Annotated in this window: 12 protein-coding genes; 7 read left to right on the forward strand and 5 right to left on the reverse strand. The window is 37.7% G+C overall.

Going from position 1 to position 15,312, the window contains the following annotated elements; genetic code table 11:
- Positions 1 to 52: 52 nt before the first annotated feature.
- Positions 53 to 1,225, reverse strand: a complete 1,173-nt coding sequence (locus ACY9Z2_RS16900) for an MFS transporter (protein ID WP_463610843.1) — start codon at positions 1,223 to 1,225, stop codon at positions 53 to 55.
- Positions 1,226 to 1,395: 170 nt separating this feature from the next.
- Between ACY9Z2_RS16900 and ACY9Z2_RS16905 the strand changes: the two genes are divergently transcribed.
- Positions 1,396 to 2,436: a YkvI family membrane protein gene (locus ACY9Z2_RS16905; RefSeq protein WP_463610844.1), complete on the forward strand. Its 1,041-nt coding sequence runs from the start codon at positions 1,396 to 1,398 to the stop codon at positions 2,434 to 2,436.
- A 64-nt stretch (positions 2,437 to 2,500) separates the two neighbouring features.
- Positions 2,501 to 3,688 carry a DUF418 domain-containing protein gene (locus tag ACY9Z2_RS16910; protein ID WP_463610845.1) on the forward strand — a complete coding sequence of 396 codons (1,188 nt, stop codon included), beginning with the start codon at positions 2,501 to 2,503 and terminating at the stop codon, positions 3,686 to 3,688.
- A gap of 534 nt (positions 3,689 to 4,222) precedes the next feature.
- Here ACY9Z2_RS16910 and ACY9Z2_RS16915 read toward each other — a convergent pair.
- Positions 4,223 to 5,419 carry an ornithine--oxo-acid transaminase gene (locus ACY9Z2_RS16915; protein WP_463610846.1) on the reverse strand — a complete coding sequence of 399 codons (1,197 nt, stop codon included), beginning with the start codon at positions 5,417 to 5,419 and terminating at the stop codon, positions 4,223 to 4,225.
- 150 nt (positions 5,420 to 5,569) lie between these two features.
- On the opposite strand from ACY9Z2_RS16915, the gene ACY9Z2_RS16920 reads away from it, so the two are divergent.
- Entirely contained in the window at positions 5,570 to 5,944 is a 375-nt protein-coding gene (locus ACY9Z2_RS16920; protein WP_463610847.1) for a YisL family protein, read from the forward strand.
- 99 nt (positions 5,945 to 6,043) lie between these two features.
- On the opposite strand, the gene ACY9Z2_RS16925 is transcribed toward ACY9Z2_RS16920, so the two are convergent.
- The gene (locus tag ACY9Z2_RS16925) at positions 6,044 to 7,009 is read right to left on the reverse strand and encodes an ABC transporter substrate-binding protein (protein WP_463610848.1); all 966 of its coding nucleotides are present in this window, start codon (positions 7,007 to 7,009) and stop codon (positions 6,044 to 6,046) included.
- Between the two features lie 280 nt (positions 7,010 to 7,289).
- Between ACY9Z2_RS16925 and ACY9Z2_RS16930 the strand changes: the two genes are divergently transcribed.
- From ACY9Z2_RS16930 to ACY9Z2_RS16945, 4 genes are all read left to right on the forward strand, one after another.
- Positions 7,290 to 8,303: a FecCD family ABC transporter permease gene (locus ACY9Z2_RS16930; RefSeq protein WP_463610849.1), complete on the forward strand. Its 1,014-nt coding sequence runs from the start codon at positions 7,290 to 7,292 to the stop codon at positions 8,301 to 8,303.
- A gap of 17 nt (positions 8,304 to 8,320) precedes the next feature.
- The gene (locus ACY9Z2_RS16935) at positions 8,321 to 9,325 is read left to right on the forward strand and encodes a FecCD family ABC transporter permease (RefSeq protein ID WP_463610850.1); all 1,005 of its coding nucleotides are present in this window, start codon (positions 8,321 to 8,323) and stop codon (positions 9,323 to 9,325) included.
- Between the two features lie 17 nt (positions 9,326 to 9,342).
- Positions 9,343 to 10,350, forward strand: coding sequence for an NAD(P)/FAD-dependent oxidoreductase (locus ACY9Z2_RS16940; RefSeq protein ID WP_463610851.1), 1,008 nt, complete (start codon positions 9,343 to 9,345; stop codon positions 10,348 to 10,350).
- A 98-nt stretch (positions 10,351 to 10,448) separates the two neighbouring features.
- On the forward strand, positions 10,449 to 11,930 hold the full coding sequence (locus tag ACY9Z2_RS16945) for an alpha-amylase family glycosyl hydrolase (protein ID WP_463610852.1): 1,482 nt from the start codon (positions 10,449 to 10,451) through the stop codon (positions 11,928 to 11,930).
- Between the two features lie 379 nt (positions 11,931 to 12,309).
- On the opposite strand, the gene ACY9Z2_RS16950 is transcribed toward ACY9Z2_RS16945, so the two are convergent.
- Together ACY9Z2_RS16950 and ACY9Z2_RS16955 are read right to left on the reverse strand one after the other, a co-directional pair.
- Positions 12,310 to 13,176: an SDR family oxidoreductase gene (locus tag ACY9Z2_RS16950; RefSeq protein WP_463610853.1), complete on the reverse strand. Its 867-nt coding sequence runs from the start codon at positions 13,174 to 13,176 to the stop codon at positions 12,310 to 12,312.
- A gap of 77 nt (positions 13,177 to 13,253) precedes the next feature.
- Complete coding sequence (locus tag ACY9Z2_RS16955; protein WP_463610854.1) at positions 13,254 to 15,170, reverse strand: beta-propeller domain-containing protein; 1,917 nt, start codon at positions 15,168 to 15,170, stop codon at positions 13,254 to 13,256.
- Positions 15,171 to 15,312 lie beyond the last annotated feature (142 nt).

Genomic DNA, 15,312 nt, shown 5'->3' on the forward strand with positions numbered 1-15,312 from the left:
ACATTTGACATGGTTTTTCACGATGAAATTTAAAAAAACGAGACACGTGGATTCAACCTCGTGTCTCTATTTTACGTCTAGCTATGTGTTTTTTATCAAGCATCGAAACCAATACTGTGCCAAGCGACAATATAACGAGGAAGCCTCCAACAGTTGCGGTTTGTTCAATTGAAACCTGCTCAATGACGACACCACCGATCAATGAGCCAACAGCGATACCAAGATGTAAAGCAGAATTATTCAAGCTTTGCTGAATGTCTGAAGTCTCAGGTGAAGCTTCAATTAGATAGCTTTGCATGGCCGGAGTTATCGCCCAACTCATCATTCCCCAAACAATTAATACAGAAACAAATAGTGGGAGGAAAAACGTTGAATATGGGATAGAAAAAATTGCTATTCCAAATAAAATGATTGAGCCTAGAATGGTTCGTTTTGTCCCCATTAAGTCTGCCAGCGTACCGCCAAATCCTCCGCCACTTACCGCTGCGATACCAAAGATCAGGTAAATAATACTTATCCAGCTTCCTTCCATCCCCATGGTTGTTTTTACAAATGGGGTTAGATATGTGTACAGGGTTGTATGTCCTGCCAAGAATAGAAAAGTCGTGCTTTGTGCAAAAAATATTTTCCGATCTTTTAAAGTAGCCAATTGTTTTCCAATTGCAATAGATGGCTTTGGTTCAACTCTTTCCATAAAGAAATAAATTGCGATGATAGAAAGAATCGTTAAAAGGCTAATCAAAATAAAAGGGGCTCGCCAATTAAATGCATTGCCTAATACTAAGCCGATTGGGATACCTAAAACAAGTGACGCGCTAACACCCATTGATACAATACCGATTGCCCGTCCCCGATACCTAGGATCCACAATATTTGGTGCAATCGTTAAACACAAAATAATTAATAATGAGCTACTTAAAGCGGAGATAATGCGTCCAAGAAATAATATGCTATAGGAAGGGCTGAAAACGGTTATGATATTCCCCAATAAAAATATGATTAGCGAAATTAATGTAAGCCGTTTCCGTTCAATTTTAGCAGTAGCGATTAATAAAATCGGCGAAGCAATTGCAAAAATTAATGAAAAGATGGTAATTAGGTAACCTGCTTGTCCAAGACTCACATGTAAGTCTGTTGCAATTAAATCTAATATTCCACCGATAATTAACTCGACCATCCCAACCACAAAAGAGATGATCATTAATACGTAAACTCGTTTGTCCATATCTAGTCATGCTTCCTCTCTGCTGATGTACCATTACCATACTAATCGTGATTACTCTGGAAAACAAGTAAAAGTGTTGATGTAAAAAAAACGAAACTGACGTAACAGTTTTACAAAGCTCGTCTTTTTCACAAATCTCATCATAAAAATAATGATGAGGTGATTATAGAATGAAAAAATGGATGGCCATTTTAGTTATAGCAGCAACATACGTGGGAACAGTTGTCGGAGCCGGTTTTGCTACAGGAAAAGAGATTGTTACGTTCTTTAGTATTAATGGTGCGATTGGTGCAATTGGGATTGCGATTAGTGGAGTTCTGTTCATCGCTGTTGGAACAAAAATGATGATTATTTCAGCACGGATCCAAGCATACTCTTATCAAGAGTTTAATACGTATTTATTTGGAAACAAGATTGGTAAATTGGTGAACACGTTTATTTTTATTGTGGTTATATGTATTACGTCTGTTATGCTGTCTGGTGCTGGAGCAGTGTTCCACGAACAACTGGGGTTACCGTTTCAATTCGGGATTATGATAACATTAGTTTTTTCTTACATTGTTTTATTAAAAGGGTTAAAAGGTTTATATGCGATTAATTCTTATATTGTGCCATTAATGATTTTATTTAGCCTATTTATTGCTGGATCTATTTTCCATTTATATCCTCAGGAATTGTTAAATCAAATTATTCCAGAACAATTGCCAGAGCGAATATCATGGGCTGTTTCCCCATTAGCTTACTCAGCATTTAACTTGTTGACAGCACAAGTTGTGCTTGTGCCTTTAGGTAAAGAGATTCGTGATGAGACAATACTAAGAAGAGGTGGATTTTTAGGTGGATTAGTACTCACGCTTCTATTACTTGGTAGTCATTTCTCTTTATCTGTTTATCCGGAAAACTTCGCTTACGAAATTCCAATGGCTGAGCTTGTAAAGGAGTTCGGTACATTTATTCATGTCTTATTTTTGTTTATTATTTATGGAGAGATTTTCAATTCAGTAGTGGGGAATATTTTTGGAATCACACGCCAATTAGAAACGACCTTTCATATCCGTTATCAACATGCTATTTTACTTATTATGTTGGTCGCTTTCATAATTAGTCAGATTGGATATAGTGACTTGTTAGCGTTCCTGTATCCGCTCATAGGGTACATTGGCCTGTTATTACTTACCATTGTTTTAGTAAAAAAAATGCCAACGAGATAAAGGAGGATTTCCATTGTATATAGAATATATATACTAGTAGTTAAAATAGAAAGGAAGTTAAGGAATGAACGCGGGACCTATAAAAGAGAATAAGCGATTGCTTTGGATAGATGCGGCACGAGGGTTTGCGATATTTGGTATTTTTATGGTCAATGTTGGTGCTTTTTCAGCACCATATTTTATGCATGGTGGGGAAGCGGAGGCATGGCCAAATGAAATTGACCAGCTAGTTCAAAGCATTATCGACGTTTTTTTCCAAGCAAGCTTTTATACGTTATTTTCATTGTTATTTGGATTTGGTTTTCAGATAATGATTGATCGACTACGAGAAAAAGGTGGGGCTGTTTATACTGTATTATTACGAAGAATGCTTATATTAATTGGATTTGGACTCATTCATGCATTCTTAATCTGGTTTGGCGATATTCTACTATCATATGGCATCATTGGACTTTTTCTGTTGTTATTTGTGAAGGTCAAAGATAGGACGCTTCTTATATGGGCTGTACTATTAATGGGCGCAAGTGTAGCCTACTATACCATGTTCTTATATTCGGTTCGAGAATTTCTCGGTTTTGTCGATCGTGGGGGTATTCAACAGGCTATTGTCAATTATCAAAGTAATAGCTTAACGCAAATTTGGGCTCAGAATTATCATGATTGGGTATATGCAAACGGAGGAATTTCTTACTTATTTTTAACTGCAACGCTACTCCCGTTATTTTTGGTAGGAATGTTTATTGCACGAAAAAGGTGGTTGCATGATTTAGAGCAATACAAGCGCGTATTGAAATGGGGATGGTTGTTAAGTCTTGTTTTCTTCCTGGCGCTTAAACTTGGCCCATATGCGTATGGGAATCCGATCTGGTTTTCATTCGTGCAAGACAACATTGGTGGATCAGCATCTGCATTATTTTATATTTTCACAATCGGTTTATTAGCAAGGTCTAAATTTGGGATGAAATTAATTAAACCTTTCGTTTATGTTGGACGTATGTCACTCACCAACTATATATCCCAATCAATTATCATGTTTATTTTATTTTATGGTGTAGGATTCGCAATGTATGGGACGATTAGTCCAGCAGAAGGTATATTACTTGTAGTGATTGTTTACACGTTACAAATTTTTGGAAGCAAGTGGTGGTTTAGCTATTATCGATTTGGTCCGTTAGAATGGATATGGCGAGGATTAACTTATCGAAAATTGCAGCCTTTTCGGAAGGAAGAAAAGAAACAAGAGGTTTCATGAAAAACAGGCTGCTTTTTAAACAGGTTGTTTTTTGAAACAAATAATATGTATAAACTACGACATACTGCTATGTTGATTTCCGCTCCGAGCAGTCGCTTTCCGCGGGCAACGCTTCAGTCTCCTCGGAAGAAAATCACTTCCTCCGGGGTCTTCAGCTGTTGCTCGTCGTGTTACAAGGAGATTCATTGATGCTTCACTCCTCGCAGAAAAAGATTGCTTTTCCCGCAGGAGTCGACTGCCCTCCGCTCCAATCAACAGCCACATTAGTGGAAGAAATACACGAAGACTCCTGCGGGAAAGCGAAGTGTTGAGACCCCGCAGTGAGCGGTTTTGAGATGAAGGCCGACTAAAACCGTCCTTTGCGGACAACGTCGGCATACCCCTCGCCGGGGCAAGGAGGCTCAGCGCAAGCCCGCGGAAAGCGTAGTGTATTTCTGCATCGATATATTATGTTGCAGTAAAGGTTAAAAAGCAACCAAAAATAAAAAAAACTAAAAAATGCGAACCTAATCAACATAGGTTCGCATTTTTTTATTATCCTTTTAATACATCTTTGATATGTCCGATTGCCCAATCTAGGTCATCTTTTTCGATAACTAGTGGTGGAGCGAAGCGAATTACATTTTCGTGTGTTTCTTTACACAGTAATCCCTTTTCTTTTAATTGTTCGCAATAAGGACGCGCTGCTTCATTTAGTTCCACACCAATGAATAATCCTTTACCACGTACTTCTTTTATTGCTGGATTATCAATCTTTCTCAATTCATCCATCATATAATTACCAAGCTCAAGCGAGCGATCAGCTAGCTTTTCTTCTTCAAGAACCTCTAGAGATGCAGTTGATACAGCACATGCTAGTGGGTTACCCCCGAATGTTGAACCGTGAGAACCAGGGTTGAATACACCAAGTATGTCTTTGTTTGCAACGATACAAGAGATAGGGAATACACCGCCGCCTAGTGCTTTACCAAGAATAAGAATGTCTGGTGTTACATCTTCCCAATCACAAGCAAACAATTTACCGCTACGTCCAAGTCCTGCTTGGATTTCATCAGCAATGTACAATACGTTGTTTTCTTTACAAACATCGTATGCCTCTTTTAAAAATCCTTCAGGAGGCATAACGATTCCAGCTTCACCTTGGATAGGCTCAAACAGGAATCCTGCAGTGTTTTCATTGATAGCAGCTTTTAATGCGTCAATGTCACCGTAAGGAATAATTTTGATACCAGGAAGCATAGGTCCAAAGCCGCGCTTGTATTCCGCTTCTGATGATAAGGAAACCGCTGTCATTGTACGGCCGTGGAAGTTACCTTCGCAAGCGATGATCTCTGCTTTGTTTTCAGCAACGCCTTTTACATCATATGCCCAACGTCTTGCTGTTTTCACTGCTGTTTCAACAGCTTCAGCTCCTGTGTTCATTGGTAGTGCAGCTTCTTTGTTTGTTAATTTACAAATCTTTTCGTACCATGGACCAAGTTGATCGTTATGGAATGCACGTGACGTTAATGTAACAGCATCCGCTTGTTTTTTTAACGCGTCGATAATTTTCGGGTGACGATGCCCTTGGTTAACTGCAGAATATGCGCTTAGCATATCCATGTAGCGGTTACCTTCTGGATCTTCAACCCATACGCCCTCAGCTTTAGCTATAACAACAGGAAGGGGATGATAGTTTTTTGCGCCGAATTCCTGTGTTTGATCGATAATTTGTTGACTAGAATGTGTCATATTATCCCTCCGATATAAAAAATACAATTCATGATTAGTATAACAGTTTTTATGATGAAATGTCCCATGTTTTCTCGTTCATAATTTGTTCAGATGAATTTCTCTATTTTCCATGATATGATAAGCATATGAAATAGGAATTAGAAAGGAATGGAAAAAATGAATACACATTTACATGTAACAGCATGGGCATTAGCGTTCATCCTCTTTATCATAGTTGTAGTATTACGCAATTCTGGCAATGATAAAGGCGCAAAAATTGTACATATGATTTTAAGACTAGACTTTTTATTGATTTTATATTCAGGTGGAATGTTACTTTCCAATTACTTCGGTGGCAGCCCGATGATGGGGGAAGCAATTTTTAAAGGGTTAGCTGGTATTTGGGTGATCTTCGCAATGGAAATGGTTGCAAATAAAATGGCTAGAAAAGAAGCAACAAAAAGCTGGTGGATTCAGTTAGTAATCGCTGCTTTGATTACAATAATTTTAGGTTTCGGACGTTTACCAGGTGGATTTGCATAAAACATAAATTACCGTGTATCTCTAGAAAATGGGATACACGGTTTTTACGTTAAAGAAAAAACCGAACAAGACGTTGTGTCTCATTCGGTCTCCAATACATTACTTCGTTAACTTTTCTACAACTGCATCTATTGTTTTTTGAGATGCGATTAAGCCTTTGTTTGTCCAGAAGCTTGGATCATTCATGATATACACTTGATCATTTTGGGATGCTGGAATACTTTGCCAAACATCACTCTTTTCTAAAGTTTCCAGACCTTGCTCGCCTTCAAGTGCTAACAAGAAAACATGGTCCGCTTTCAGTTCTGAAAGTTTTTCCATCGAAATAGGATTCCATTGTGCTTGTGCCTCGCCTAGGCTCCCCACGAATGGAGGTACTGTTACCCCAAGTTCGGAGTATACCACCTCAGCACTATGGCGATTTTTTTCAAAAAGGAAGAATTGATCGCCAGCTACCCAAATCATGGCAACGGATTCATCACCGATAGATTCCGATAATTTTTTCTTTGCTTCAGCTACTTTTTCGTCATACGCAGTTAAAACTTCTTCAGCTTTCTTTTCTTTGCCTAAAATCTTACCGAAAACTTCTATTTGTTTGCGCCAATTATTTGTTACGTCTTCAGGCATAACGTATGTTGTTGTAATTTTTTGATAATCCTCTAATGACCCTTCGTAGCTTTCAAGATTATTCTCTAAGATAAGTAAATCAGGGCTATGTTCTAAAACTTGTTCCTGTGGCAAGTTCCATTCAATTCGTGGTACATCTTTAAGTTGTGGTTCTAAATATTGTTGAACACTTTTTCCGATTGACCACTTCGCCACTGGTGTTACCCCAAGGGATAAAAGTGCGTCTTCATGGTAAGGTGCGATGATCCGTTCTACGTCAGCTGGGATGGTAACTTCTCCATTTGCACCTTCAACCGTTACCTCTGAACTGTTTGTTTCTTCAGAACTAGTTGATTCAGTATCTTTTGTATCATTGCCATTGCCGCACGCTGCCAGTAAAACTGCGAAAAATAATAGTGAGCATACGAGAAGCAACTGTTTTTTTGTAAATAATTGCATATGTAATTCTCCTTCAATATAAAATAATATTACTGATGGTAATGATAATCATTTTCAGTTAAAATGTCAATATAGGAAATGTGAAATTAGAAAACTTGGCTTGTCGCCAAGGTCTAATCTCGAAAGCCTTAGTTGTTCTTATACCGGTATCCATAAAAATAGATTTTGAATCAGTGAAAATAAGAACATCCAAAACATTGCAGAGTGAACGCATAACGTCTATACTTTTATTGATAATGATTCTTAATCAGTCGTAAAACGTAAAGTCAGGGGAACCATCATGATCAGTACTATAAATCATTCTTTATTTTGGAAAACTATTATAAATATATTCGCCATCCTAGCGTTGATTTTTTCTATCGGCTTATCCGTTTCCTATGGGGCAGTAGACATTAAATTATCAACGGTTTGGCAAGCTGTATTTCAATTTAATCCGGATATGACATCGCACCAGGTTATTCAAGAGTTACGTTTACCGCGTGCTTTTGGTGCAGCATTAGTTGGTGCATTCTTGGCGGTATCTGGAGCTATCATGCAAGGGATGACTCGTAATCCGTTAGCTTCACCCTCCATTATGGGTGTAACGAACGGTGCGGCGTTTTTTCTTGTCATTATGCTAGCGTTCTTTCCTAATGTATCTAATTTAGGATTAACACTCGCTTCTTTTGCTGGGGCGGGTGTTGCCGTCATTCTTGTTTTTATGGTTGGTTCCTACTCAACTAGTGGCTTAACACCTGTGAAGCTTGCATTAGCGGGTGTGGCTATTGGAACATTGCTCAGTTCTGTATCGTCAATCATATCCCTTCATTTTCAGCTAGAAAAAGAAATGGGATTTTGGTTTGCTGGAGGATTGGCTGGAACAAATTGGACATCAATTCAAATTCTTCTCATTTCAGGTGGAGTAGGTTTATTTTTGGCGCTTCTTATTGCAAAGTCGATTACGATTCTTAGTCTAGGTGAAGATATTGCGTCGGGACTAGGACAAAACAATCTACTGATTAAAGTCTTAGGTATTCTTTCTGTACTAATTTTAACGGGAGCAGCTGTATCCATTGCAGGAACTGTAGGTTTCATCGGACTTATTATTCCACATATCACACGATTTATTATGGGAACAGATTATCGATGGATTATTCCATCTACAGCAATATTTGGTGCACTGTTACTTGTGCTTGCAGATGTAGTTGCTCGTCTAGTTAATGCACCGTTTGAAACGCCAGTTGGGGCAATAACTTCGTTGATAGGCGTGCCATTTTTCCTCTATTTAGCTCGTGGTAGTGGGGGTGGAAAATAATGACTCCTGAACAGAGCATGAAGAAAAGAAGATTTTTTACGATAATTGTTGGGTTAATAATTAGTATAGTAGTTATGTTTTTTGTCAGCCTTAGCACAGGTGTTATCCAACTTTCACCTGGAGATGTGTTACATACGTTAATGGGTCAAGGAACCGATAAACAGGAATTAGTGCTATTTGAATTCCGCTTACCAGGAATTGTCTTGGCATTATTAATTGGTGCAGGTCTTGCAGTTTCAGGAACCATATTACAAGGAATTACACAAAATGACCTAGCAGACCCGGGTATTCTTGGGATTAATACAGGAGCAGGTTTGGCAATCGTTTTATATATCTTCTTTTTGCAAGATAGTCTAGCATTATCCAATACACTTTCTGCCTTTATAATGCCACTTTTTGCTTTAATCGGTGCTATATTTGCCGCATTTATAATCTATGTGTTGGCATGGAAAGAAGGAGTTAATCCAATTCGATTAATTTTAGTTGGAATTGGTGTCAATGCAGGATTCAGTGCAGCATTAATTATTTTCCAACTGAAAATGGACCCACAAGACTTTCGGCAGGCTACTGTGTGGCTAGCAGGTGATATATGGAGCGCTGATTGGAATTTTGTGATAGCACTATTACCATGGATTTTAATTCTTATTCCGTTCACCCTACATAAAGCAAATAGCTTAAATGTATTAAGTTTAGGTGATGATATTGCTGCTGGTTTGGGTACCAATGTGGAACGCGAGCGAAGAATTCTGTTACTTGCTGCCGTTGCACTGGCTGGTGCATGTGTGGCTGCAGGTGGAGGCATAGCGTTTTTAGGTCTTGTTGTTCCACATATTGCACGGCGTATTGTCGGACCAACACATCATCGGATCATACCGTTAGCGACATTAATTGGAGCACTTCTATTAATGGTATCAGATACAATCGGCAAAACAATTTTAGCACCTACTGAAATACCAGTCGGAATTGTTGTTGCTATATTAAGTACGCCTTATTTTATCTATTTATTAATGAAAACAAAGTAAGGAAAGAGGAGATAAATATGGATCGTGAATTAGAGCTATTTGATGTAACGATTATCGGTGGAGGACCTGCAGGATTGTTTTCTGCTTTTTATAGTGGTATGCGGGAAATGAAAACAAAAATTATTGAACATTTACCTTTTCTAGGAGGGAAAATTCCATACTATTATCCTGATAAAGTAATTCGTGATATAGGTGGAATCCATGCCATCACTGGAGCAAAATTTACCGAGCAAATGATTGAACAGGGGAAAACATTTAACCCTACAATTGTTCTTGAAACAAAGGTAACAGAGCTTGATCACTTGGATGGTGGGAATTTTTTATTAACGGATCACAATGGTAACAAGCATTACACGAAAACAGTGATTATCGCAGCAGGATTTGGACCATTACAATCTGTAGAACTTGATTTACCAAACGCACCACAATACAAAAACCATAATTTACATTACCATGTCAGGGAAATGGAATTGTTTCGCGACAAAAAAGTCGTCATTTCCGGAGGTGGAAACTCAGCAATCGATTGGGCAAACGAATTGGAACCTATTGCTGCACAAGTAACATTATTACATCGGAGAGATGAGTTTTCCGGCCATGAAAGCAATATTACGAAGATGAAAAATTCCTCTGTACGAATACTAACATCAACGGTCATTGATCAACTGCACGGAGATGGACACCGTTTGTCTTCTATTACAGTTCATAACGCTGAACAAGATAAATATGAAACGATAGAAATTGATGACCTTGTAGTGAATCATGGTTTTATTGTAGACTTAGGTCCAATTAATGATTGGGGCTTGGAAATGAAAGACGGAACAATTAAAGTCGATGCCAATATGCAGACTAATATTCCTGGGATTTTTGCAGTAGGTGATTTGGCAAACTTTCCAACTAAACTTTCATTGATAGCAGGAGCGTTTTATGAAGGACCTATCGCTGTAAATAGTACTAAAAAGCATATTGTACCAAATAAAGAATTACAAAAGTTATATTCTACACATGTAGAGGCGTTTAAGAAGTAAATATGAAGGTTTTCTAACAATTATGCTTCGTCCATTGATTATTCGCTAAAAAACGTAATAATAGTAGAGGAAAATATTCTAGCTGAGAGGACGTTTGTATGAAAAAGGCAACACTAATATCGATCATCTTTCTTCTTATGATCGGTGCAAATCCTGTTGATGCAGCAGAAAAACCGATAAAAGAAGAAGTCATCTATTCGATCGTCGTTGATCGATTCAGCAACGGAGATCAATCAATTGATGAACAGGTGAATATAGAAGATCCAACAGCCTACCATGGTGGGGATATACAAGGAATTATTCAAAAATTAGACGATATAAAAGCAAATGGCTTCACTACCATTGCATTATCACCGATTATGGCGAATGCTCCAAGTGGTTACCACGGCTACTGGATTGAAGATTTTTTCACGGTTGAAGAGCAATTCGGCACGCTGGAAGATATGAAAAAGCTTGTTGAGGAAGCACATGAGCGCAACATTAAAGTTGTACTTGAATTCGTTACAAGCTATGCAGCAAAGACAAATCCATTGGTTGATAATCCAACGAATATTGATTCATCAAAAACTACCGATACACGATGGCTAGATGAAGCAGTTCCTCTAAATTTAGAAAGTACGGAAGTGAAAGAAACATTATTCAAAGCTGCAACTTACTGGTTAGAAAAAACAAATATCGATGGTTATAAACTTCATGCAATTGATCAAGCCACTCCTGCATTTTTAACCGATTTTGTTCAGCATGTAAAAGAGGTTAAGCCAGATATTTATTTACTAGGGGATGTATTACAAGAAAATGGATTAACAAACGAATACCTTGATTTAGGAATTACACTAATTGAAAATACTGTTCTTCAAGATTCGATCGTTAACGTTTTTACCAATGTAGGTACCCCGGTAAGTAATATTTTTAAAACGTGGAAGGAATCGGGAATGCGTGAAGGTCTTGTTTACGTGGATAATGCCACTACAGAACGATTTACACGAAAGATAGTCGAAGGACGTTTAAATCCCGAAACTACGTGGAAGCTAGCATTAGCATATTTATATACTTCTCCAGGGGCGCCAATAGTTTTTCAAGGATCGGAAATCCCGATGGACGGTGATACACCAGAGGAAGTATTACAAATGGTTCAATTCAATAGCGGAAACGAAACAATAAAAGGTTATTTAGAAAAGTTATCAGCAATTCGAACACAATTTCCTGTACTATCCTATGGAGACTTCCAATTGGCCGGATCGAATGGGGCAATGAGTGTGTTTAAACGAACCTATCAAGATAAAACAATGTTTATTGCTTATAACAACGATATCGAAACAAAAACAGTATCAGTGAAAGATATCCCAGAGGGAATGCAGTTAAGTGGACTTCTAGGCGATTATATTGTCCGGGAAACTGCTCAGAACGAATATAAAATTGCACTTGATCGTGAAACAGTGGAAATTTTTGTGTTAGAAGAAAATAAAGGGTTAAACTGGATATTTATTAGTATGGTCGTTGGGATATTTGTTGTTTTCGTAGCAGGAATAGTAGCATTAAGCTATAAACAACGTAAAAGAGAGAAAGCACTAAAAAAATAGGTGCTTTCTCTCTTTTTCTTCTATAATCTTTTTAAGTGTTTTTATCAACTTATCTTGTAAACACGACGATGTTTTCTCTACTTCCTGGGAATGTCTACGACGCAGAGAAGCCGTTATTTCACTAAATTCACCCGTTTTTAGACATGAACCGGACACCAGGGACGCTATTTACGTATAAACACAATGGAATCACTGCGTTTTAACAAAATAAAGAACTTAGTGTCCGCAAGTATCCAAAATTTGCCCATTTTTGTACAAATAGAGGATCTTATGTCCGCTCGCAAAGGAGTATTCTTGCTCGTCACGCGCTGAAATGTTAATTTGGCAATTATTATAGGTTTACTAAAATCATTTTTAGAGATCAAAGTATCTACAAAATCTATCCATTTACGATAACGCCTCCATTGATATGAATCATTTGTCCAGTAATATAACTGGAATCATTACTTGCAAGATAAACGTATGCTGGGGCAAGTTCACTAGGTTGTCCTGGTCGTTTCATTGGTGTATTTCCACCAAAAGATCCAACTTTGTCCTTGCCGAAAGTAGAAGGAATGAGTGGTGTCCATATAGGTCCAGGAGCAACCGCGTTCACACGAATTCCTTTTTCCACTAGAGACTGTGACAATGATCGGGTAAATCCTGTAATTGCCCCTTTTGTCGCAGAGTAATCTATTAAATCATTACTACCCTGGTACGCAGTAATCGAAGACGTGTTAATAATTGAACTTCCTTCTTTCATATAGGGCAAAAGTGTTTTTGTCATCAAAAAAGAACCGAAAACGTTGGTGCGAAATGTTTTTTCTAATTGTTCAGTAGTAATATCGGTGAAATTTACCTGTGGATGTTGTTCGGCTGCATTGTTTATTAATATATCCACTTTTCCAAAATGGCCTAACGTTTGAGACACAGCTGTTTCACAGAATGCTTGGTTACTAACATCACCACTTAAAAGTAAACATTTTCTGCCCGCATCCTCCACAAGCTTTTTTGTTTCTTTTGCATCATCGTGTTCATCCAAATAAACAATTGCGACATCAGCGCCTTCTTTTGCGAAATGGATACTAATTGCGCGACCAATACCACTGTCTCCACCAGTGATTAACGCAACTTTTCCGTTCAGTTTGTCTGCTGGTTTATAATTTTCATCCAAGTACGTTGGTTCAGGATACATGTTGGATTCAATGCCAGGCTGTCTACTTTGTTGTTGTTTTGGGGGTGTTTGTGTGTCGTTAGAATTTGTCATATTACGTTTCCTCCTAAAGGTTTGATTTATAAACCTTTGTACCCCAAGAAAATCATTTCAATCAGATTTTGCTAATTTTATTTTCCTACATCCGGAAAATCTATCGTTTTTATAACCTTTTCTTGTTGTAGGTTATATATTTTCATGGATTCAAATGATAATGTATACAAATAATTATCTACTGAGACCATTCTTTTTGTTTGAGCTTCCCAATTAGGCTCGGCTATATTTGCTTTTTGGTGTGTTACAGTGTCCTTTAACTCGATACCGTTCTTGGGTGTTATCGTATAGAGGAAAGCACCTTCGTATACAAATGATTGGTCAAGATAAGTCATATCTCCTTGCTGAACTGTTTTAGACTCAAAGATCGATGCGGGAAACCCGAATAAATTTTTCGTTGGATGTTGATATAATGCATGGTGATTTCGGTTGATTTCCGAATACGATCCTGCACCTCCAATAATTTCATGATCTACTTCAATAGGCTGTGTAACGTCACTTACATCGAATAGAGATAGTTTTAACCCTTTTTGTTGAATCTGTGGCTCACCGGTTAGCTCTGATCTAACAACTTCTGTGTGTTGACCAAATCCAATTACATAATCGTCACCCAATGGATGTAGGTAGTTGCTAAATCCTGGAATCTTTAATTTACCAAGAACTGAAGGCTTTTTTGGATTTTTTAAATCAATCACAAAAAGGGGATCTATCTGCTTGAATGTCACCATATAAGCGACTTCATCCATAAAGCGAACACTATAAATTTTTTCGTCGGGTGCCAAGTTTTCAAGTGACCCAAGCTGCTGAAGATTTTGGTCAAATGTATATATATTGTTTGTCGTTGGTTCTTTTTGAAATTGGCTACCACTCGTTGTCGCAACTCTAAACGTTTTTTTATATTCATCCATAGCAAATTGATTCACAAGTGTGCCATTTACTTCTGTTGATGCATGGTAAGTAATAGCTCCTTGGTCGATTTGGAATTGGTAAATTTTAGTATTGGTATTTCCTATTGGTATTGGCATAATTTCGGATGTGCTAGTTGTCGATTTCTGAGTTATTTTTTCTAGTTTGTTAGTGGCAAGGTATAGGTTATTTTCAGACATATAAACGTGATTGGAATCACCGAGGTATGCTTCCACGTTAGCTGTCTTACCCATGTCTGTTAGGTCAATAGCTGCAGTGATTAGAAAACTACTACCGGTTGATTCAGGTAAAACATACAGATCATTAAAATTGATTGGACGGTATTTATTACTTACTGCGCTATCTTTAAAAGTAGGGCGTTGTTTCTTTGTGTTCTTGTTTTGTTTTTGACCTAGGATATGCACAGGTGGGTAGCTGTTTGCAATTATATATAAATGGTTATTCGTGAGTCTTGAGGCATGTAATGAACCATCGAAAGTTATTTCTCGCAATTTCTCAGGTTTCCGTATGGTGGAGATATCATAAATATAGGCAGTGGTTTGGCTATTGGGCATTATTTGCAGTTGGGCACGTGCTTGTTTGTCTGTTGTAACCGGCTTGCGTGAAGTAGTTCCAATCGTAATTAATTTGTCTTTAGATACATAAATTTCTATTGGACGGAAGTCTTTTTCTTCTATAACACTTAGTACTGAACTATTTTTTTGTTTAGCAGAAGAGATAATAATGTCGTTTGCTCGAGCAAAAAAGATATACTCTCCAGCCGTTTTGACGATATCTCCTTCATTAACATCTTGTTCCTGCACATTTGTAGAAGAGGCATTTGTTGTTGCAGACTCTAATTCCGCTGATATAGTTTGGTCCTGTCTAAGAATGGACATTTGGTTGCCAGCTCTTTGTTTTAAAAGTGTTTCCAAGTGTTCAGCGTCTTTAATCGAAGGCAGTTTTTCATCAACAACTATTGCATTATTTTTGGGTTGTTCCACGGCATCTGTTGATTGGAACATATACATACTAACTGCAAGTATCAATACTCCAATTCCGCTCATTATCCAAATGGGTTTTTTCATAGATATTCACCTCGTCTTTTTTAGATAGACGACTTTGAAGATATAAAGTTACAAAAAAACTGGATCACGCTAATTCGTGAACCAGTTTATCCTATCTAGCAAAAAACGAAACCTAAGCGGACATCAGATCCCTTATCCGAGT

The sequence above is a fragment of the Virgibacillus sp. GM2-2 genome (assembly GCF_055329585.1).

Excerpts from the sequence above, each read along its gene's own strand:
- ACY9Z2_RS16900 (WP_463610843.1), bottom strand. The coding sequence starts at position 1,225 with ATGGACAAACGAGTTTACGTATTAATGATCATCTCTTTTGTGGTTGGG.
- ACY9Z2_RS16905 (WP_463610844.1), top strand. The coding sequence starts at position 1,396 with ATGAAAAAATGGATGGCCATTTTAGTTATAGCAGCAACATACGTGGGA.
- ACY9Z2_RS16910 (WP_463610845.1), top strand. The coding sequence starts at position 2,501 with ATGAACGCGGGACCTATAAAAGAGAATAAGCGATTGCTTTGGATAGAT.
- ACY9Z2_RS16915 (WP_463610846.1), bottom strand. The coding sequence starts at position 5,419 with ATGACACATTCTAGTCAACAAATTATCGATCAAACACAGGAATTCGGC.
- ACY9Z2_RS16920 (WP_463610847.1), top strand. The coding sequence starts at position 5,570 with ATGGAAAAAATGAATACACATTTACATGTAACAGCATGGGCATTAGCG.
- ACY9Z2_RS16925 (WP_463610848.1), bottom strand. The coding sequence starts at position 7,009 with ATGCAATTATTTACAAAAAAACAGTTGCTTCTCGTATGCTCACTATTA.
- ACY9Z2_RS16930 (WP_463610849.1), top strand. The coding sequence starts at position 7,290 with ATGATCAGTACTATAAATCATTCTTTATTTTGGAAAACTATTATAAAT.
- ACY9Z2_RS16935 (WP_463610850.1), top strand. The coding sequence starts at position 8,321 with ATGAAGAAAAGAAGATTTTTTACGATAATTGTTGGGTTAATAATTAGT.
- ACY9Z2_RS16940 (WP_463610851.1), top strand. The coding sequence starts at position 9,343 with ATGGATCGTGAATTAGAGCTATTTGATGTAACGATTATCGGTGGAGGA.
- ACY9Z2_RS16945 (WP_463610852.1), top strand. The coding sequence starts at position 10,449 with ATGAAAAAGGCAACACTAATATCGATCATCTTTCTTCTTATGATCGGT.
- ACY9Z2_RS16950 (WP_463610853.1), bottom strand. The coding sequence starts at position 13,176 with ATGACAAATTCTAACGACACACAAACACCCCCAAAACAACAACAAAGT.
- ACY9Z2_RS16955 (WP_463610854.1), bottom strand. The coding sequence starts at position 15,170 with ATGAAAAAACCCATTTGGATAATGAGCGGAATTGGAGTATTGATACTT.